The organism is Micromonospora sp. IBHARD004 (assembly GCF_052814115.1).
In genome coordinates, this window is record NZ_CP199934.1 from 2,620,298 (window position 1) to 2,638,955 (window position 18,658).

Sequence of the window (18,658 nt, forward strand, 5' to 3'; positions counted from 1 at the left end):
ATGGCGCGACGAAGGCGGGAACGCGTCGATCCGACGCCAAATCGATGATGTCAATCAGCCGGTGAGCAGGGGTGGACCAGTTGTGACCGTTCGTCAATCGATCGTCTTCAACGGCGACCTCGGCAGCGGCAAGAGCACCGTCTCCGTCGAGATCGCCAAGCGGCTGGGGTTGCGCCGGGTCAGCGTCGGCGACCTCTACCGGCAGATGGCGCAGGAGCGGCAGATGACCGCGCTCCAGCTCAACCTGCACGCCGAGCTGGACCAGGCGGTCGACGGCTACGTCGACCAGCTCCAGCGGGACATCGCTGCCTCCGGCGAGTCGCTGGTGATGGATTCCCGGCTGGCCTGGCACTTCTTCACCGACGCGCTCAAGGTGCACATGATCACCGAGCCGACCGAGGCGGCCCGCCGGGTGCTCGCCCGCCCGTCCGGCCCGGCCGAGAGCTACGCCTCCCTGGAGGAAGCGAAGGCGAAGCTCCGGGAGCGCAGCGAGAGCGAGCGCGGCCGGTTCATCGTCCGGTACGGCGTCGACAAGGCCCGGCTGCGCAACTACGACCTGATCTGCGACACCACCCGGGCCAACCCGGAGCAGGTGATCGCGCACATCATCGACGCGTACGAGGGCCGGCTCGGGGCTGACGTGCTGGCGGACGGCGAGCCGCTGCTGCTGCTCGACCCGGCCCGGGTCTACCCGACCGAGGACATCACCACCCTGCGCGGGCTCTGGGACTCCGAGTTCGTGGGCGAGGTGGCCGGGGCCGGCGACGAGGCCCTCGAACCGCTGCGGATCGGCTACACCGGCGAGTACTTCTTCGTCGTCGACGGGCACCGCCGGCTCAGCGCCGCCATCCAGAGCGGCTTCCCCCTCGTCCCGGCCCGGCTGGTCGCCGAGGTGGAGGAGCCGGTGGTCGGCGGGATGAGCGCCGTCGACTACCTCGCCGCCCAGGTCCGCCCCAGCATGATCCACGACTGGGAGGCCGCCCACGGCATCGCGCTGCCGCTGCCCGAGCACGCCCTGCTCGGCGGGGACGCGGTGCTGGCCGGGGAGCCGGGCACCGGCGTCTGAGCGCGCGACCTACCGGACCGGCGCGGCCGGGTGGCGGCGGCCCGCCCGGGCCGCGACAGCCGACGCGAACGCCCGCACCATCGGGTGCGGCTCGTCGCCGTCGCCGGCCAGCTCGGGCTGGAAGAGGGTGGCCAGAAAGAACGGGTGTCCGGGCAGCTCGGCCACCCGTACCTGGCCGTCGTCGTCGTGCCCGGTGAAACGCAGGCCGTGCGCGACGAGAGTGTCCAGGTGGCGGTGGTTGAGGCCGTAGCCGCACTGGTACCGCTCCACGCTGCGTTCGACGCCGGTCGCCCGCTGCGCCAGTGAGCCGGCGGTGAAGCGCACCACCCCCTCGTGCCCGCGCAGGGCGCAGGAGAGCGGCTCGATGAGCAGATCCTCCGCCCCGGGCGTGTTCTCGGCGTGCGCGACCCCGGTCAGGCCGCACACCGCCCGGGCGTACTCGAGCAGGGTGTGCTGGAAGCCGCCGCAGGTGGCCAGGAAGGGAAGGTCGCCGGTGCGGGCGGTGCGCACCGCGCGGAGGGCGCCCGGCTCGCTACGGTACGGGCTGCCCGGCAGCAGCCAGACCCCGTCGAACTCGGCCAGCCGGCTCGCCGCCACCTCCTCCGTGGGGATCCAGTAGGCGTCGAGGTCGATGCCGTGGCGGTCGCGTAGCGCGGCCAGCAGGGCGGGCACCCGGGTGTGCGACCGGACGGCGGGGGAGCGATCGGCGACGAGGGCGAGGCGGGCGGCGGTCATGCGATCATCCTCGCCCGGGCGGTGGATCAGGTCCAACGATGATCTCTGCTGCCGCGATCAGAAAGGCTTATCGACGTGGACCCGCACCTGCTGCGCACCTTCACCGTCGTGGCGCGCCTCCGGTCGTTCTCCGCGGCGGCCGTGGAGCTCGGCTACACCCAGTCGGCGGTGAGCCAGCACGTCGCCGCGCTGGAGGCCGACCTCGGCGTACGCCTGCTGGCGCGTCGGCCGGTGGCGCCGACCGTCGCGGGGGAGCGGCTGCTGACGTACGCCGGGCCGATCCTGCTCAGGCTGGCCGCCGCCCGGGCCGACCTGGCCCGGCTGGCCACCCCGCGCCCCGGTCGGCTGCGGGTCGGCGCCACGCCGCTGGCCGTGCCGGCGGCGGCGATCCTGGCGGCCGGCGAGGCGGCGGCCGGGCTGGTGCTCCGGGTCGCGGCGCGGGACGAGCTGGTGCGGCAGGTCGCGACCGACGCCCTCGACCTCGGTCTGCTGGACGGGTTCACCGCCCCGAACGACCCGCTGCCGGTCACCGACCTCGGCCCGACGGAGGTGTCGGTGCACGGGCAGGAGCCGGCGGTCGTGACGCTGCCCCGGGCGCACCCGCTGGCCGGCAGGTCGGCCCTGGCCCTGGCGGACCTGGCCGAGGCGCGCTGGATCGACGCGCCCGACGTCGCGGCGCCGCTGCCGCAGCTGCGGGCCGCCACCGGCACGGACGGGTTCCGTTCCGCCGTCCGGTACGACGGGACCGATGTCGCCGGCCTGCTCGCCGCGGTCGCCGCCGGCCACGGCCTCGCGGTGCTGCCCGCCGGGACCGTTCGGGCCCACCCGGAGCTGGTCGGGGTCGACGTGCGCGAGCCGCGGCTGGTGCACCGGGTCGAGCTGATCCGGCCGGCGGGGTCGGCGGGGGATCGCCGGATCGGCGCCACGGGCGCATGATGAAGGTCGCCCATCTCCCGGGAGGCTGACCGTGGATCCTGCCGACGCCCTCGCGCTGCTGATGTCCCCGCAGGGGCGGGTGAACCCCTATCCCACCTACGAGCGGTTGCGGGCGCACGGTCCGGTCGTCCAGGCGGGGCCGGTCTTCTACGCGGTCACCGGCTACGCCGAGGCTGACGAGATCCTCCGCGACCCCCGGTTCGGGGTGATGGACGACGACCTGCGCGACCAGTTCCTGCCCGGCTGGCGGGAGAGCCCGGCCGTGGCGTCGATCTCCCGGTCGATGCTGCGCACCAACCCGCCGGACCACAGCCGGATGCGGCGGCTCGCGGCGGGCGCCTTCACCCCGCGCCGGATCGCCGCGATGCGCGACGTGGTGGTCGCCCAGGCCGACGAGCTGGTCGACCAGATGCGGGACCGGGGTCGCGCCGGCGAGCCGGTCGACTTCATGGCCGACTTCGCGTACCCGCTGCCGGTCGGGGTGATCTGTGCCCTGCTCGGCGTGCCGGCGGCGGACCGGCCGCTGTTCCGACGCTGGGCGACCGACCTGACCGGCGTGCTGGAGCCGGAGATCACCCCCGAGGAGCTGGCCGTCGCCGACCGGGGCGCCACCGAGCTGCGGGACTACTTCGCCGAGCTGGTGCGGGCCCGCCGCCGCGCCCCGGCCGACGACCTGACCACCGCCCTGGTGCAGGTGCACGACGCCGACGGCGAGCGGCTCTCCGGCGACGAGCTGCTGGCCAACCTGGTGGTGCTGCTGGTGGCCGGCTTCGAGACGACCACCAACCTGCTCGGCAACGGCCTCGCGGTGCTGCTCGGCCACCCCCGCGCGGCCGAGGCGCTGCGCGGGCACCCGGAGTTCGCCGCCGCATTCGTCGACGAGCTGCTGCGCTACGACTCGCCGGTCCAGCTCACCTCCCGGATGAGCATCGCCCCGGCCAGCTACGGCGGGCTCGACCTGCCCGCCGGCAGCTGGCTGATCGTGATGCTCGGCGCCGCCAACCGGGACCCCCGCCGGTACCCGGAGCCGGCGCGGTTCGACCCGTGGCGGGCGCAGATCCACCCGCTCTCCTTCGGCGCCGGCCCGCACTACTGCCTCGGCGCGGGGCTGGCCCGGCTGGAGGCGCAGGTCGCCTTCCCGCTGCTGCTGAGCCGGCTGCCCGGGCTGGCGCTGGCCGGCGAGCCGGTGCGGCGGGTCCGGCTGACCCTGCGCGGCTACGCCACCCTGCCGGTCACCGTGGGTGAGGAGTCCCCGCTCACCGATCGCGGTACGCCGGCCGGGGCGGCCCGGGCCACTCCGTAGACTGGTGCTGCAGAGTTCGTCCCGCCGTCGAAGGAGCCACCCCGCGTGACCGTTCAGCCCATCCGTCTGTTCGGGGATCCGGTGCTGCGCACGCCGGCCGATCCGGTGGTCGACTTCGACGCCGAGCTGCGCAAGCTCGTCGCCGACCTGACCGACACGATGCGCGAGCAGAGCGGCGCCGGCCTGGCCGCGCCCCAGCTCGGCGTGGGCCTGCGGGTGTTCACCTTCGACGTGGACGACGTGCTCGGCCACCTGGTCAACCCGGTGCTGGAGTTCCCCGACGAGGAGGAACAGGACGGCCCGGAGGGCTGCCTGTCCATCCCCGGGCTCTACTTCGACACCAAGCGCCGGCAGAACGTGATCGCCAAGGGGTTCAGCGCCTTCGGTGACCCGATGCAGATCGTGGGCAGCGGCCTGATGGCCCGCTGCGTGCAGCACGAGACCGACCACCTCGACGGGGTGCTCTTCGTCGACCGGCTGGATCCCGAAGGGCGCAAGGAGGCCATGAAGGCGATCCGCCAGGCCGAGTGGTACGACCAGGCCGCCCCGCCGGTGGTCAAGCTCAGCCCGCACCTGAGCAATCCGTTCGGTCTGGGTAGGTGAGCCGCCGGTGCGTCTGATCTTCGCCGGCACCCCCGACGTCGCCGTCCCCGCCCTGGACGCCATCGCCGCGTCCGGCCACGAGCTGCTGGCCGTGGTCACCCGTCCCGACGCGCCGGCCGGTCGCGGCCGGGGCCTGGTCCGCTCGCCCGTCGGCGCCTGGGCCGACGCGCACGGCGTCGAGGTGCTCACCCCGGCCCGGCCCCGCGAGCCCGAGTTCCTGGACCGGCTCCGCGAGCTGGCGCCGGACTGCGTGCCGGTGGTCGCGTACGGCGCGCTGGTGCCGCCGGTCGCGCTGGAGATCCCCCGGCACGGCTGGATCAACCTGCACTTCTCGCTGCTGCCCGCCTGGCGGGGCGCGGCGCCCGTGCAGCACGCCGTGCTGCACGGCGACGAGCTGACCGGGGCCAGCGTCTTCCAGCTCGAGCAGGGGCTGGACACCGGCCCGGTGTACGGCACGGTGACCGACGAGGTCCGCCCCGCCGACACCTCGGGCGACCTGCTGGAGCGGCTCGCCCACTCCGGCGCCGGCCTGCTGGTGGCCGTCCTCGACGCGATCGAGGCCGGCACCGCGCGGGCCGAGCCGCAGCCGGCCGACGGGGTCTCCCTCGCCCCGAAGCTGACCGTCGAGGACGCCCGGGTGCGCTGGGGCGACCCCGCCTTCGCCGTCGACCGGCGGATCCGCGCCTGCACGCCGGCCCCCGGCCCGTGGACGACCTTCCGCGCCGAGCGGGTCAAGCTCGGCCCGGTCGTCCCGGTGGCGAACGGCCCCGAGTTGAAGCCCGGCGAGCTGCTGGTGGAGAAGGCCCGGGTGCTGGCCGGTACGGCCACCGTCCCGGTGCTGCTCGGCGAGGTGCGGGCGGCCGGCAAGAAGGCCATGTCGGCGAGCGACTGGGCGCGCGGCGCCCGGGTCGCCGCCGGGGAGGTACTCGCGTGACCGGGCCGGCCGAGCCCCGGGGCGGGCGCGACTCCGACGAGGGCCGACGCGGCCCGTCGACCGGACGGCCGTCCGGCGGCGAGCGGGGCGGGTTCGACCGTGCCGACGGCCCGCGCTCCGACGAGGGTGGCCGCGGGGAGCGGCCCGGCGACCGGGGCCGGTCCTTCGGGGCCGAGCGCGGCGACCGGTACCCGCGCGGCGGGCGAACGGGCCAGGGCGGGGACCGCCCGCGCGGCGGCCAGTTCGGCGCGGACCGGCGTGGCGCCGGCCGGCGGCCGGTCCGGCCCGTCGTCGACCTGCCACGGCAGGTCGCGTACCAGGCGATCGCGGCGGTGCACCGGGACGACGCGTACGCCAACCTGGTGCTGCCCGTGATGCTGCGGGAGGAGGGGCTGGTCGGTCGGGACGCCGCCTTCGCCACCGAGCTGACCTACGGCACCCTGCGCCAGACCGGCACCCTCGACGCGATCATCACCGACGCCGCCGCCCGCGACGTGCAGCGGATCGACCCGCCGGTACGCGACGCGCTGCGGCTCGGGGCGTACCAGCTCCTGCACACCCGGGTGCCGGCGCACGCGGCGGTCTCCTCGACCGTCGACCTGGTGCGGTCGGTGGGTCCGGGCGCCACCGGCTTCGCCAACGCGGTGCTGCGGGAGATCACCACCCGGGACCACGACGGCTGGGTGGCGAAGCTCGCCCCGGCAACGGAGACCGACCCGGTCGGGCACCTCGCGCTGGCGTACAGCCACCCGCAGTGGATCGTCCGGGCCTTCGCCGAGGCGCTCGGCGGCGATCTCGGCGAGACGGAACGGCTGCTGATCGAGGACAACGAACGGCCACCGGTGCACCTGTGCGCCCGGCCCGGCCTGGCCGATCCGGTGGAGCTGGCCGACGAGGTGGGCGGCGCCCCGGGCGCCTTCTCGCCGTACGCGGTCTACCTCTCCGGCGGCGCGCCGGGCGAGCTGCGGGCGGTCCTCGACGGTCGGGCGCACGTCCAGGACGAGGGCTCCCAGCTGGTGGCGAACGCCCTGGTGGCCGCGCCGCTGGACGGCCCGGACGCCCGCTGGCTCGACCTCTGCGCGGGTCCGGGCGGCAAGGCCGGCCTGCTCGGCGCCCTCGCCGCGCAGCGGGGTGCCCGGCTCACCGCGGTGGAGGTGGCCGAGCACCGGGCCCGGCTGGTCGAGCAGGCGACCCGGGGGCTGCCGGTGACCGTGCTCGCCACCGACGGCCGGACGGTCGGCGCCGACCCGGAGCTGCCCGAGGGGCACTTCGACCGGGTGCTGGTCGACGCCCCCTGCACCGGTCTGGGCTCGCTGCGCCGCCGGCCGGAGTCCCGCTGGCGCCGCCAGCCCTCCGACCTGCCGCCGCTGACCCGGTTGCAGCGGGAGCTGCTCACCGCGGCGCTGCGGGCGGTTCGCCCGGGCGGTCTGGTCGCCTACGTCACCTGCTCACCGCACACGGTGGAGACGCACGTGACGGTGACCGAGGCCGCCCGCCGCTGCGGCCTGCCGGTCGACTTCGTCGACGCCCGGCCGCTGATGCCGGCGGGCATGCCGGGGCTGGGCGACGGGCCGACGGTGCAGCTCTGGCCGCACCGGCACGGCACCGACGCGATGTTCCTGGCGGTGCTGCGCCGGGGCTGAACCCGCGACGCACCGCAATGACCTGCCCGGATGCGGTGGTGCATGCCTGCACCACCCGACCCGCCGGCACCCGCGCCGGCGGTTTCGAGTCGGGCACGACGCCGTGGACGGCGAGCAGCGGTGTGATCACCAATGACACGGGGCCAGGCGACGCGGACCGGGTCGTACGGCGTCGGGGGGCGGACGTCGGCCCGCCCCCGACCGCGCCGGATCGGTGACACCCCGTTGACTATTCAATCGATACATGTAACTGTTTCGATCACCAGCACCATCCCCGAACCGCTCCCCGCCGACCCCCACGAGGAGTCTCGATGAGTCGTCGCACCCCGATCGCGGGCCTCGCGCTCGCCCTCTTCGCCGGCATGACGTCGACGCTGGCCGCGACCACGGCCAGCGCAGCACCCGCGCCCGTGACCGCGGCCGCGGCCGCCCCCACCCTGCTCGCCGCCGCGCCGGACATCTCGGTGACCAACGTCCAGGCCCACCTGACCCAGCTCAACACGATCGCCACCAACAACGGCGGCAACCGACGGGCCGGCTCCGCCGGCTACACCGCCTCGGTCAGCTACGTGAAGGGCAGGCTCCAGGCCGCCGGCTACACCGTCACCGAGCAGAACTGCACCACCTGCACCTACCCGGGCAACAACGTGATCGCCGAGTGGCCGCAGGGCCCGGCCGACCAGGTGGTCATGTTCGGCGCCCACCTGGACAGCGTCTCCGCCGGCCCGGGCATCAACGACAACGGCTCCGGCTCGGCCACCCTGCTGGAGAACGCGCTCGTGCTGGCCCAGCAGAACCCGAGCATGACCAAGCGCGTCCGGTTCGCCTGGTGGAACGGCGAGGAGCAGGGCCTGCAGGGCTCGAAGTTCTACGTCAACTCGCTCAGCGCCACCCAGAAGAGCTACCTCAAGGGCTACTACAACTTCGACATGGTCGGCTCGCCCAACGGGGGCTACTTCATCAACCGGGTCACCTCCACCACGGCGGCGCCGCTGAAGGCGTACTGGGACTCGTTCAGCCTTCAGCCTGAGGAGAACGTCGAGGGGCAGGGCCGCTCCGACGACTACTCGTTCCAGAACGCCGGCATCCCCACCTCGGGGTACGCCGCCGGGGCCAGCGCCACCAAGACCTCCGCGCAGGCCAGCAAGTGGGGCGGCACGGCCGGCGCGGCGTACGACTCCTGCTACCACCGCTCCTGCGACACCACCAGCAACATCAACGCGACGATCCTCAACCGCAGCGCCGACGGCGTCGCGTACGCGATCTGGCAGCTCGCGGTCGGCGGCACCCCGACGAACGACTTCTCCGTGGCGGTGAGCCCCACCTCCGGCAGCGTGGCCCGGGGCGCCTCCACCACCGCGACGGTCAGCACCACCACGACCAGCGGCAGCGCGCAGACGGTCAGCCTGTCGGCCGCCGGCGCGCCGAGCGGGGTCACCGTGTCGTTCAGCCCGTCGTCGGTGACCTCCGGCGGCTCCGCCACCATGACGGTCAGCGCCTCGTCGACCGCCACCACCAGCACCTTCACCATCACGGTCACCGGCACCGGCTCGGTCAGCCGCAGCGCGACGTACCGCGTCACGGTGACCGGCAGCGGCGGATGCGCCGGCGGTCAGCTGATCGGCAACAGCAGCTTCGAGTCGGGCACCACGCCGTGGACCGCCACCTCGGGCGTGATCACCAACTCGACCAGCCAGGCGGCCCGGACCGGCTCCTACAAGGCCTGGCTGGACGGGTACGGCAGCACCCACACCGACACGCTGTCCCAGTCGGTGACGGTGCCGGCCGGCTGCGCCAGCTACACCCTGGCCTTCTGGCTGCACATCGACACCGCCGAGACCACCACCTCGACGGCGTACGACAGGCTGACCGTCCAGATCGGCACCACCACGCTGGCGACGTACTCGAACCTCAACGCCGCCAGCGGCTACGTGCAGCGCACCTTCAACCTGGCCGCGTACGCCGGCCAGACCGTCACTATGAAGTTCACCGGGGTCGAGGACTCGTCGCTGCAGACGAGCTTCGTCGTCGACGACGTGACGCTGCAGGCCAGCTAGTGCTCTGACCACAAACGTTGGCCGGATTGGTCGGGGTGGGGGAAAGTGTCGTACCGGTGATGTTGGCTTCGGTTCGTGCCTCGCCGTCGGGATCCCGCCGCCCCGCGGGTCGTGCACCGCACCGCGCGCGTCGCGTTGCGGGTGACAGCCGGGCAGCGGCGGCGGTGTTTCGGGCTGCTGCGCTCCGCCGGTGACCTGTGGGCGTGCGTGTTGGAGGTCAACACGTGGCGGCGCCGCCGTCACGACGCGCCGCTGGTCGGCTATCAGCAGCTATGCCGGGAGCTGTCCGCGTCGGGGCCGGGCACGTTCGCAGAACTGGACACCACGGGTGCCCGGTCGGTGTTGCGCCGGTTCTCCGATGCGTGGTTCGCGGCGGCGAAACGCCGCAAGGGCGGTGACGTGTCGGCCCGGTTTCCGCGTCGTCGGCGGGGGTTGGTGCCGGTGCGCTGGTATCACGGCACGTTCACCCTCGACGGGCGCCGCGTCCGGATCCCGACCGCCAGGGGCAGTGCGCCGTTGTGGGTGCGCCTGGCGCGGGAGGTGCCGTATCCGGCCGAGCAGGTCCGGTCGGTCACGTTGCTGTGTGAGGGTGGCCAGCTGTTCCTCGACGTCACCGCCGAGGTGCCGGTGGCGGTCTACCCGCCGGGTGAGGGACCGGACTCCGGCAGGGTGGCCGGGGTGGATCTCGGGATTATCCACCCCTACGCCGTGGCCGGCCCCGACGGGGAGGCACTGCTGGTGTCGGGGCGGGCGATCCGCGCCGAGCACCGCATGCACCTCGCCGACACCAAAGCCCGCCGCCGCGCCGTGGCACGGCGGGCGCCGAAACGTGGTGAGAAGGGGTCGCGGCGGTGGCGGCAGTACCGCCGCCGGACACGCCTGGTGGAGGGGCCGGCACCGGCGCAGGGTCCGCCAGGCCCAGCACGAAGCCGCCCGCGGCGTCGTCTCGTGGGCGGTGCGGCAGCGGGTCGGTGTGCTGCACGTCGGTGATCCCCGCGGGGTGCTGAATCTGCCGGCGGGGCGGCGGCACAACCTGCGGTTGCGGCAGTGGCAGATCGGCCGGCTCCTGCAGGTCCTCACCGACAAAGCCGCGCTGGCCGGGATCACCGTCCGGCTGGTCGACGAACGCGGCACCTCCTCCACCTGCCCCGCCTGCCGACGGCGGGTGCCGAAACCCCGGGGCAGGACATTGTCCTGCCCGCACTGCGCATTCTCCGGCCACCGCGACCTGGTCGCGGCCGCCAGCATCGCCACCCGCGTTCCGGGCGGCGGACCCACCACCCCGGCAGCCGTTGTGCTGCCGGAGGTGGTCACGCACCGTCGAGCCGGCCGGCACCTGCCCGGTGCCGGCCGGTCCCGACGTGACCCCCGCCGCCCACCAGGGGTGGCGCGAGGATCAGTTGGCCTGCGGAGGCCCGCCCCACCATCCGGTGGGGAGTCGCTCGCCCCTCAAGGCGAGGATCCACAACACCCACCGGAAACCCGGTGAACGTTGGTGGACACCGCACTAGGCGGCACCGGGGAGCGCGGCGGGCGACGGCCCACCCCGCTCACTGGACCGGCAGGCCCTTGGTCCCGGCGCCCTTCAACGACCGGGTCAACGTGCGGTCGTCGACCCAGAGGAAGCACTGCACGCCGTGGTTGCCGTCCTGCCACTCCTGCTCGAAGGGGTGGTAGATGACCGTGCCGGCGCGGTACTGCATGTCGCTGTTGTTCGGCACCTTGACGTACTTGGCGATCAGCCCCCGGCACGCCTTGTGCGCCCGCAGCGAGGTGCGCCGGAACTCGTCGTAGCTGATGTCCGGTGCCTGCCAGACGCCGACGAACTCCGCGTGGTGCTTGGCGGTGCAGGCGACCGGCCGCATCTGGTCGATGTCGTCCTTGACGAGCTTCGGGTTGAAGCAGCCGTAGGCGAGCGGGGAGCCCGGGGCCAGCGCGTCGCGCAACGAGGCGCCGCGCGGGGTGATGCTGCTGTCGTCGAGGCCGGCCACCTCGGCGACGTCGCAGCGGAACCAGCGGGCGCCGCCCGTCCAGGCCAGCGCCGACGGGAAGATGACGGAGACCAGCAGCCGTCCGGACCGCCAGTCGGCGCCGACCGCCTTGCTGACCTGCTTGTCGCACTCGGCGCGGGCCGTCCGCACGCCGGTCGAGCCGGCCTTCGGTGGAGCGCTCCGCTCGGCGTCCGGCCCGGTCAGCGTGCCGACGTGCAGGGTCTCCGCCCGGTGCGTGGCGGTGCACTCGACCGGGTTGTAGCCGCTGAGGTAGCCGACATCCTGGACCGTGGGGTGACAGGCCCCGTTCTCCGGCACGAAGGCCTTCGCCGGCGCGAGGTCCGGCCAGTCGTCGGCCAGGTTCCGGTCCACCCCGGCCGGCGCGCAGCCGGCGAGCGCCAGCGCCACCGTTCCGGTCACGACGACCGTCGTCCACCACCGCCGCATCCGCCGACCTCCCCGTCGTCCGTCGTCGCGCCGACCCGGCTGGCACCGCCGGTACGCCACGGCGCAGCAGCATACGGCAATCGGGCTCAGATGACGGGGAGTCCCTGCGGGCCGACGCCGCGCATCGAGCGGGTCAGCTTCCGGTCGTCGCTCCACAGGAAACAGCGCACCCCCCGGTCGCCCTCCGCCCACTCCCGCTGCGACGGCGGGTAGAAGATCGAGCCGGCCCGGTACGGCAGCTCGCTGTTGTTCGGCACGTTGGCGAAGAGGGCGATGAGCGCCATGCAGCGCCGGTGCACCAGTTGGCTGGACCGGCTGAACTGCGCCCAGCTCATGTCGCGTTCCACGTAGACGCCGACGAACTCGGCCCGGTGCGGCTCGGTGCAGAGCACCGGCGCCATGTAGTTCAGGTTGTCGCCGATCAGCTTCGGGTCGAAGCAGCGGTGGACCAGCGGGTTGTCGCCGACCATCGCGCCGCGCAGGCTGCCCACCCGGTTTACCGGCCGGGTGTTGTCGATGCTGTCGGTCTCGGCCAGGTCGCACCGATACCAGCGGGCGCCGGCGAGCCAGGCGGTCACCGAGGGCAGCGCGATGTTCATGGTAAGCCGGGCGGAGTGCCAGTCCCCGCCGATCACCTCCCGGGCCCGCTGATCGCATTCCGCCCGGGCGGTCCGCAGTGCGGGGGAGCCCGGTTCGGGGCGGGCGCCGGCCGCGGCCGGCCCGGTGAAGGTGCCGACGTGCACGGCCTCGGCCAGGTGGCTGCGTCCGCAGGCCACCGTCTCGTAGGTGCCGGCCTGCACGACCGCGGTGATCCGGGGCAGGCAGGCGTCCGTGGCGGGCATGAACAGCTGGGGCGCCGGCAGGGCGGGCCAGTCGTCGGTCAGGTCGCCGTCGGCCCGGTGCGACTTGACGCAGCCGCTCAGGGCCGCCGTCGCCGTGCCGGCCAGCGCCAGCGCCACGAGCCACCGTCGCATCCTCCGCCCCTTCCGGGAGATGGCAGCCGGTCGCCGCGGCCCGTACGGCGTTCCCCGCCGACGGGCGTGCGGCATCTGTGACCGTCCCCGATGGAGTGTTGCGGGGTTTCCGTCGATCGGCCAGTCGCGACTGGCTTTTCGTCCGGGATATCGGGTCCGGGAGGGCCGATTCTGCACCACCGGTCACGGCTGGGTCACAGCGGGTCCCGGTTGGTGCCGTGCTGCGGGCGGCGGGTGACCGCGTTCGTACACTGGCCCCGTGACCGTACCGCCGCCCATCGTCGCGCCGAGCATCCTGGCCGCCGATTTCGCCCACCTCGCCGACGAGGTCCGCGCCGTAGAGCACGCCGCCGACTGGTTGCACGTGGACGTCATGGACAACCACTTCGTGCCGAACCTGACCATCGGCCTGCCGGTGGTGCAGAGCCTGCGCGCCGCGACCGAACTCCCCTTCGACGTGCACCTCATGATCGAGGACCCGCGCCGCTGGGCGCCCGGGTACGCCGACGCCGGGGCGTACAACGTGACGTTCCACGCCGAGGCGTGCGACGACCCGGTGGCCCTGGCGAAGGACCTGCGCTCGGCCGGCGCCAAGGCGGGGCTGGCGATCGACCGGGACACCCCGATCGAGCCGTACCTCGACCTGCTGCCCAGCTTCGACACCCTGCTGATCATGACGATCAAGGCCGGGTTCGGCGGCCAGCGGTTCATCCCGCAGCTCCTCGACAAGGTGCGGGCCGCCCGGCGGCACGTCGACAGCGGCCACCTGGAGCTGCGGATCGAGGTCGACGGCGGGATCGCCGCCGACACCATCGAGCAGGCGGCGGCGGCCGGCGCGGACGCCTTCGTCGCCGGCACCGCCGTCTACGGCGCCGACGACCCCGCCGAGGCGGTCCGCCGCCTGCGCGCCCTGGCGGAACGCGCGGCCACCGGGGCCTGAGGTGGACCCGGCCGGCGAGCGACCCGACATCATCCTGGTCGTCGACGACGACGAGGACATCGCGCGTTTCGTCGAGTTCAACCTGCGGCTGCACGGCTTCGAGGTGCTCCACGCCAGCGACGGCCAGGAGGCGCTCGAGGTGATCGAGCGGCAACGGCCCGACCTGGCCGTGGTCGACCTGATGATGCCGCGCATCGACGGCCTGGAGCTGACCCGCCGGCTGCGCGCCGACCCGATGACCTCCGCCCTGCCGGTGATCATGCTGACCGCCAAGGGGATGACGCAGGACAAGGTCAACGGCCTCAGCGTCGGTGCCGACGACTACCTGGTGAAGCCCTTCGACACCCTGGAGCTGGTGGCCCGGGTCAACTCCACGCTGCGCCGCAACAAGGAGTTCCGCGAGGTCTCGCCGCTGACCGGGCTGCCCGGCAACAGCCGGATCCGGCGGGAGATCAGCGACCGGGTCCGCAACGGCGTCGACTACGCTGTCGGGTACATCGACATCGACCGGTTCAAGAGCGTCAACGACCGGTACGGCTTCGTCCGCGGCGACGAATTCATCTCCGCCCTGGCCCGCAGCCTGCACCGGGCGGTGGTCTCGATCGGGCTGCCGCCGGCCTTCCTCGGCCACGTCGGCGGCGACGACTTCGTCATCGTCTGCACCCCCGGCCAGGTCCGGCCGCTGACCAGCCGGGCGGTGGTCGACTTCGAGAAGGCCGCGGACGCCCTCTACGACCCCACCGACCGGGAGCGCGGCTTCGTCGAGCTCAAGGACCGGCGGGGCAACATCCGGCGGGCCGCCCTGGTCACCCTCTCCATCGGCGTCTCCCTCTCCGACTCCGGGAAGCGCTTCACCGACCCGCTGGAGGCGATCGCGGTGGCCTCGGAGATGAAGACGGTCGCGAAGAGCCAGCCCGGGTCGTACGTGGCGGTCGACCGGCGCCGCGGCGTCACCTGAGCGCAACCGGACATCTGTGAGGTAGCTCGCCTTCGGTGGCGACGGCGGCCGTCCGGCGTGTAAGACTTCGGTGTACCCACCACGCGCTGGCGGGGCTCGGTGAAATTCCGAACCGGCGGTGATCCACGGTCCGACCGTGGTAAGCCCGCGACCCGGACGGCTTCGGCCGGACGGTGGACCTGGTGAGAATCCGGGGCCGACGGTGGGGAGCGGTCCGTCCGCCCCCCGAAAGTCCGGATGGGAGACAGCGCGCGGGACGGGGAGGGCCCCTGCCGGCTGCTGTTCCTCAGCGCCGCGTGGGCTCCCGGGGTCGGCTGTGCCGTCCCCGAATCTCCGCCGCCGCCTGCCTGCGGCACACCGTGCCGACTGCCTCCCGCCCTCGCCCGCGCGCGACCGGCGAGTGAAAGGGCAGTGACAGGCGATGGCGAGCGTCTCCATCGACGAGGCGATGCGTCGCGCGATCGCGCTGGCCGCCCGCGGGCTGGGCACCACCAGCCCCAACCCGGTCGTCGGCTGCGTGCTCCTCGACCCGGACGGCGAGGTCGTCGGCGAGGGCTTCCACGCGTACGCCGGCGGGCCGCACGCCGAAATCGTCGCGCTCGCCCAGGCCGGCCGCCGCGCCCGCGGCGGCACCGCCGTGGTCACCCTGGAACCCTGCGACCACACCGGCCGCACCGGCCCCTGCAGCCACGCGCTGATCCAGGCCAGCGTGGCCCGCGTGGTGGTCGCGGTCGGCGACCCCAACCCGGTCGCCTCCGGTGGCGCCGCCACCCTGCGCGCCGCCGGGATCCAGGTCGAGTTCGGGGTACGCGCCGAGGAGGCCGAGGCCGGCAACGTGGCCTGGCTGACCTCGATGCGCCGCGGCTGGCCGTACGTCATCTGGAAATACGCCGCCACTCTCGACGGGCGCTCCGCCGCGGCCGACGGCACCAGCATGTGGATCACCTCCGAGGCGGCCCGGATGGACGTGCACGCGCTGCGCGGCACCGTCGACGCGGTGCTAGCCGGGGTCGGCACCGTGCTCGCCGACGACCCCCGGCTCACCGCCCGCAACCTGCGTGACGGCACCCTCGCGATCCGGCAGCCGCTGCGCGTGGTGGTGGACAGCTCGGGGCGTACGCCCGCGGCGGCCCGGGTCCGCGACGGCGCCGCGCGGACCTGGATCGCCACCGCCGCGGAGGTCGGGGCGGGCCCGGACGGCCGGGTCGACCTGCCGGCGCTCCTGGCCGAGCTGCACCACCGCGGCGTGCGGGCGGCCCTGCTGGAGGGCGGCCCCCAACTGGCCGGTGCGTTCCTCGCCGCCGGGCTGGTCGACAAGGTCGTCGGGTACGTCGCGCCGAAGCTGCTCGGCGCCGGCCCCACCGCTCTGCTCGACGCGGGTGTGGGCACCGTCGCCGACGCCATCGATCTGGAGATCACCGACGTTACGCAGGTCGGTCCCGACCTGCGGATCACCGCGCTGCCCCGGAAGAGGGAGGCCTGACATGTTCACCGGCATCGTCGAGGAGTTGGGCGAGGTCGTCCGGACCACCGAGACCGGGGGTGACTCGGCGCTGGTCGCCATCCGCGGCCCGCTGGTCACCTCGGACGCCCGGCACGGCGACTCCATCGCCGTCAACGGGGTCTGTCTGACGGTGGTCGACGTCGACGGCGGCGTCTTCACCGCCGACGTGATGGGGGAGACCCTGCGCCGCTCCGCGCTCGGCGCGCTGCGTCCGGGCGACCCGGTCAACCTGGAGCGCGCCGCCGCGCTCGGCAGCCGGCTCGGCGGCCACCTGGTGCAGGGCCACATCGACGGGGTCGGCGAGCTGATCTCCCGGGAGCCGGCCGCGCAGTGGGAGACGGTCCGGTTCCGGCTTCCCGCCGCGCTGTCCCGGTACGTGGTGGAGAAGGGCTCGATCACCATCGACGGCGTCTCGCTGACCGTCGCCGAGGTCGGCGACGACTGGTTCGCCGTCGGGCTGATCCCCACCACCCTCAAGCTGACCACGCTCGGCGCCAAGGGCGTCTGCGCCCCGGTCAACCTGGAGGTGGACGTCGTGGCGAAGTACGTCGAGCGGCTGCTCGGCGACCGGCTCGCCGGCGGCGCGGCCGTACCGGGCGGTGAGCTCTGATGGGCCCGCTCGGCTGGCTGCTCGACGCCCAGGTCCAGGTGGCCGGCTCGCCGGTGCTGGTCCGGGAGATCGTCGGCAACGTCTTCGGCCTGGCCTCGGCGCTGTTCGGGCTGCGCCGGCTGGTCTGGGCCTGGCCGGTCGGCATGATCGGCAACGCGCTGCTCTTCACCGTCTTCCTCGGCGGCGTCTTCGTCACCCCGCAGGCGCACGACCTCTACGGCCAGGCCGGCCGGCAGGTCTTCTTCTTCGCGGTCAGCGTCTACGGCTGGTGGCGCTGGTCGCGCAACCGCCGCTCCGCGGCCGGGGAGCAGCCCGCCGTGACGCCCCGCTGGGCCACCGGCCGGGAACGCCTCGGCCTGCTCGCCGCGGCGGCGGTCGGCACCGCAGCCGGGTACCCGGTGCTCGCCGCGCTCGGCTCGTGGGGTCCGCTGCCGGACGCCTGGATCCTGGTCGGCAGCCTGCTCGCCACGTACGGCATGGCCCGCGGCTGGGTCGAGTTCTGGCTGATCTGGATCGCCGTCGACGCGGTCGGCGTGCCCCTGCTGCTGCGCGGCGGCTTCTACCCGTCGGCCGCCATGTACCTGGTCTACGGCGCGTTCTGCGTCTGGGGCCTGGCCGCCTGGTGGCGCGCCTCGCGGACCACCCCGCCGGTCCGCACCCCGATCCCGCCCACCTATTCGGAGGCCGTCGCATGACCACCTTTGGCAGCATCGAGCAGGCGGTGGCGGACATCGCCGCCGGGCGGCCCGTCGTCGTGGTCGACGACGAGGACCGCGAGAACGAGGGCGACCTGATCTTCGCGGCCGAGCTGGCCACGCCCGAGCTGGTCGCGTTCATGGTCCGGTACACCTCGGGCTACATCTGCGTGCCGCTGACCGAGAGCGAGTGCGACCGGCTGGACCTGCCGCCGATGCACCACACCAACCAGGACCGGCGCGGCACCGCGTACACGGTGACCGTGGACGCCCGGGAAGGGATCAGCACCGGCATCTCGGCGGCCGACCGGTCGCACACCATCCGGCTGCTCGCCGACGCCGCCACCGACCCCACCGACCTGGCCCGCCCCGGGCACGTGGTGCCGCTGCGGGCCCGCGAGGGCGGCGTGCTGCGCCGGCCCGGGCACACCGAGGCGGCCGTCGACCTGACCCGGCTGGCCGGGCTGCGTCCGGCCGGGGTGCTCTGCGAGATGGTCAACGACGACGGCACCATGATGCGCCTGCCGGACCTGGAGAAGTTCTGCGCCGAGCACGGGCTGACCCTGGTCACCATCGCCGACCTGATCGCGTACCGGCGGCGGACCGAGAAGCAGGTGGAGCAGGTCGCGGACGCGCGGATGCCCACCCCGTACGGGGTGTTCCGGGCGCTGGGCTACCGCGCCGAGCACGACCCGGCCGAGCACGTCGCGCTGGTGATGGGCGACCTCGGCGACGGTCGGGACGTGCTGGTCCGGGTGCACTCCGAGTGCCTCACCGGGGATGTCTTCGGCTCGCTGCGCTGCGACTGCGGCCCGCAGTTGCAGGCCGCGCTGGCCCGGGTGGCGCAGGAGGGGCGCGGGGTGGTGCTCTACGTGCGCGGGCACGAGGGGCGCGGGATCGGCCTGCTGCACAAGCTCCAGGCGTACCAGCTCCAGGACCTGGGCCGGGACACCGTGGACGCGAACCTCGACCTGGGGCTGCCCGCCGACGCCCGCGACTACGGCACCGGCGCGCAGATCCTCTACGACCTCGGCGTGCGCTCGATGCGGCTGCTCACCAACAACCCGGCCAAGCGGGCCGGCCTGGAGGGCTACGGCCTCACCGTGAGCGGCCGCGAGGGGCTGCCGATCCGGTCGAACCCGGAGAACGTGCGGTACCTGCGGACCAAGCGGGACCGGATGGGGCACCTGCTGGACGAGTTGGACGAGGTGACCGAGGCGCCGATGGGCCGCCCGGTCGACGGCGACGAGATCGGAGCGTAG

At 74.0% G+C, this 18,658-nt stretch carries 18 protein-coding genes and 1 riboswitch; of the genes, 15 read left to right on the plus strand and 3 right to left on the minus strand.

Annotation, left to right across the window (positions count from 1 at the left end):
- Nucleotides 1–82: 82 nt before the first annotated feature.
- Nucleotides 83–1,066, plus strand: coding sequence for an AAA family ATPase (locus ACTWO6_RS12715; protein ID WP_446219830.1), 984 nt, complete (start codon nucleotides 83–85; stop codon nucleotides 1,064–1,066).
- Between the two features lie 9 nt (nucleotides 1,067–1,075).
- Here ACTWO6_RS12715 and ACTWO6_RS12720 read toward each other — a convergent pair whose 3' ends face one another.
- Nucleotides 1,076–1,801: a CTP synthase C-terminal region-related (seleno)protein gene (locus ACTWO6_RS12720; RefSeq protein ID WP_446219831.1), complete on the minus strand. Its 726-nt coding sequence runs from the start codon at nucleotides 1,799–1,801 to the stop codon at nucleotides 1,076–1,078.
- Nucleotides 1,802–1,876: 75 nt separating this feature from the next.
- Here ACTWO6_RS12720 and ACTWO6_RS12725 point away from each other — a divergent pair, with 75 nt between their 5' ends.
- The 8 genes from ACTWO6_RS12725 (at nucleotide 1,877) to ACTWO6_RS12760 (ending at nucleotide 10,766) form a co-directional block, all read left to right on the plus strand.
- Entirely contained in the window at nucleotides 1,877–2,737 is an 861-nt protein-coding gene (locus ACTWO6_RS12725) for a LysR family transcriptional regulator (RefSeq protein ID WP_446219832.1), read from the plus strand.
- Between the two features lie 61 nt (nucleotides 2,738–2,798).
- Nucleotides 2,799–4,040, plus strand: a complete 1,242-nt coding sequence (locus tag ACTWO6_RS12730) for a cytochrome P450 (protein ID WP_446220642.1) — start codon at nucleotides 2,799–2,801, stop codon at nucleotides 4,038–4,040.
- Between the two features lie 45 nt (nucleotides 4,041–4,085).
- A complete protein-coding gene (def, locus tag ACTWO6_RS12735) occupies nucleotides 4,086–4,643 on the plus strand; it encodes a peptide deformylase (protein WP_130334348.1) in 558 nt (185 codons plus the stop codon).
- Nucleotides 4,644–4,650: 7 nt separating this feature from the next.
- Entirely contained in the window at nucleotides 4,651–5,577 is a 927-nt protein-coding gene (gene fmt, locus ACTWO6_RS12740; RefSeq protein ID WP_446219833.1) for a methionyl-tRNA formyltransferase, read from the plus strand.
- A complete protein-coding gene (locus ACTWO6_RS12745) occupies nucleotides 5,574–7,220 on the plus strand; it encodes a transcription antitermination factor NusB (protein ID WP_446219834.1) in 1,647 nt (548 codons plus the stop codon). The genes fmt and ACTWO6_RS12745 overlap by 4 nt, the downstream gene beginning before the upstream one ends.
- Nucleotides 7,221–7,531: 311 nt before the next feature.
- Entirely contained in the window at nucleotides 7,532–9,277 is a 1,746-nt protein-coding gene (locus tag ACTWO6_RS12750) for a M28 family peptidase (protein ID WP_446219835.1), read from the plus strand.
- A 75-nt stretch (nucleotides 9,278–9,352) separates the two neighbouring features.
- The gene (locus tag ACTWO6_RS12755; RefSeq protein WP_446219836.1) at nucleotides 9,353–10,267 is read left to right on the plus strand and encodes a hypothetical protein; all 915 of its coding nucleotides are present in this window, start codon (nucleotides 9,353–9,355) and stop codon (nucleotides 10,265–10,267) included.
- Nucleotides 10,268–10,277: 10 nt separating this feature from the next.
- Nucleotides 10,278–10,766 carry a zinc ribbon domain-containing protein gene (locus ACTWO6_RS12760; RefSeq protein ID WP_446219837.1) on the plus strand — a complete coding sequence of 163 codons (489 nt, stop codon included), beginning with the start codon at nucleotides 10,278–10,280 and terminating at the stop codon, nucleotides 10,764–10,766.
- 61 nt (nucleotides 10,767–10,827) lie between these two features.
- Here ACTWO6_RS12760 and ACTWO6_RS12765 read toward each other — a convergent pair whose 3' ends face one another.
- Both ACTWO6_RS12765 and ACTWO6_RS12770 read right to left on the minus strand, forming a co-directional pair.
- Nucleotides 10,828–11,715 carry a septum formation family protein gene (locus ACTWO6_RS12765; protein ID WP_446219838.1) on the minus strand — a complete coding sequence of 296 codons (888 nt, stop codon included), beginning with the start codon at nucleotides 11,713–11,715 and terminating at the stop codon, nucleotides 10,828–10,830.
- 86 nt (nucleotides 11,716–11,801) lie between these two features.
- On the minus strand, nucleotides 11,802–12,689 hold the full coding sequence (locus tag ACTWO6_RS12770; RefSeq protein WP_446219839.1) for a septum formation family protein: 888 nt from the start codon (nucleotides 12,687–12,689) through the stop codon (nucleotides 11,802–11,804).
- 259 nt (nucleotides 12,690–12,948) lie between these two features.
- Between ACTWO6_RS12770 and rpe the strand changes: the two genes are divergently transcribed.
- From rpe to ACTWO6_RS12800, 6 genes are all read left to right on the plus strand, one after another.
- Nucleotides 12,949–13,629, plus strand: coding sequence for a ribulose-phosphate 3-epimerase (rpe, locus tag ACTWO6_RS12775; protein WP_446219840.1), 681 nt, complete (start codon nucleotides 12,949–12,951; stop codon nucleotides 13,627–13,629).
- A gap of 1 nt (nucleotide 13,630) precedes the next feature.
- Nucleotides 13,631–14,587 (plus strand): GGDEF domain-containing response regulator, encoded by a 957-nt coding sequence (locus ACTWO6_RS12780; RefSeq protein ID WP_446219841.1) that lies wholly within the window; start codon nucleotides 13,631–13,633, stop codon nucleotides 14,585–14,587.
- Between the two features lie 81 nt (nucleotides 14,588–14,668).
- Nucleotides 14,669–14,840, plus strand: a riboswitch (FMN riboswitch).
- Between the two features lie 168 nt (nucleotides 14,841–15,008).
- Entirely contained in the window at nucleotides 15,009–16,070 is a 1,062-nt protein-coding gene (ribD, locus tag ACTWO6_RS12785) for a bifunctional diaminohydroxyphosphoribosylaminopyrimidine deaminase/5-amino-6-(5-phosphoribosylamino)uracil reductase RibD (RefSeq protein WP_446219842.1), read from the plus strand.
- 1 nt (nucleotide 16,071) lies between these two features.
- Entirely contained in the window at nucleotides 16,072–16,701 is a 630-nt protein-coding gene (locus tag ACTWO6_RS12790) for a riboflavin synthase (protein WP_446219843.1), read from the plus strand.
- Nucleotides 16,701–17,396, plus strand: a complete 696-nt coding sequence (gene pnuC / locus ACTWO6_RS12795) for a nicotinamide riboside transporter PnuC (protein WP_130334368.1) — start codon at nucleotides 16,701–16,703, stop codon at nucleotides 17,394–17,396. The genes ACTWO6_RS12790 and pnuC overlap by 1 nt, the downstream gene beginning before the upstream one ends.
- Nucleotides 17,393–18,658: a bifunctional 3,4-dihydroxy-2-butanone-4-phosphate synthase/GTP cyclohydrolase II gene (locus ACTWO6_RS12800; RefSeq protein ID WP_446219844.1), complete on the plus strand. Its 1,266-nt coding sequence runs from the start codon at nucleotides 17,393–17,395 to the stop codon at nucleotides 18,656–18,658. Before pnuC ends, ACTWO6_RS12800 begins: the two co-directional genes overlap by 4 nt.

Coding starts and splice junctions, on each gene's coding strand:
- ribD (WP_446219842.1), top strand. CDS start 15,009: ATGGCGAGCGTCTCCATCGACGAGGCGATGCGTCGCGCGATCGCGCTG.
- ACTWO6_RS12720 (WP_446219831.1), bottom strand. CDS start 1,801: ATGACCGCCGCCCGCCTCGCCCTCGTCGCCGATCGCTCCCCCGCCGTC.
- ACTWO6_RS12790 (WP_446219843.1), top strand. CDS start 16,072: ATGTTCACCGGCATCGTCGAGGAGTTGGGCGAGGTCGTCCGGACCACC.
- ACTWO6_RS12770 (WP_446219839.1), bottom strand. CDS start 12,689: ATGCGACGGTGGCTCGTGGCGCTGGCGCTGGCCGGCACGGCGACGGCG.
- ACTWO6_RS12730 (WP_446220642.1), top strand. CDS start 2,799: ATGTCCCCGCAGGGGCGGGTGAACCCCTATCCCACCTACGAGCGGTTG.
- ACTWO6_RS12765 (WP_446219838.1), bottom strand. CDS start 11,715: ATGCGGCGGTGGTGGACGACGGTCGTCGTGACCGGAACGGTGGCGCTG.
- pnuC (WP_130334368.1), top strand. CDS start 16,701: ATGGGCCCGCTCGGCTGGCTGCTCGACGCCCAGGTCCAGGTGGCCGGC.
- ACTWO6_RS12800 (WP_446219844.1), top strand. CDS start 17,393: ATGACCACCTTTGGCAGCATCGAGCAGGCGGTGGCGGACATCGCCGCC.
- ACTWO6_RS12750 (WP_446219835.1), top strand. CDS start 7,532: ATGAGTCGTCGCACCCCGATCGCGGGCCTCGCGCTCGCCCTCTTCGCC.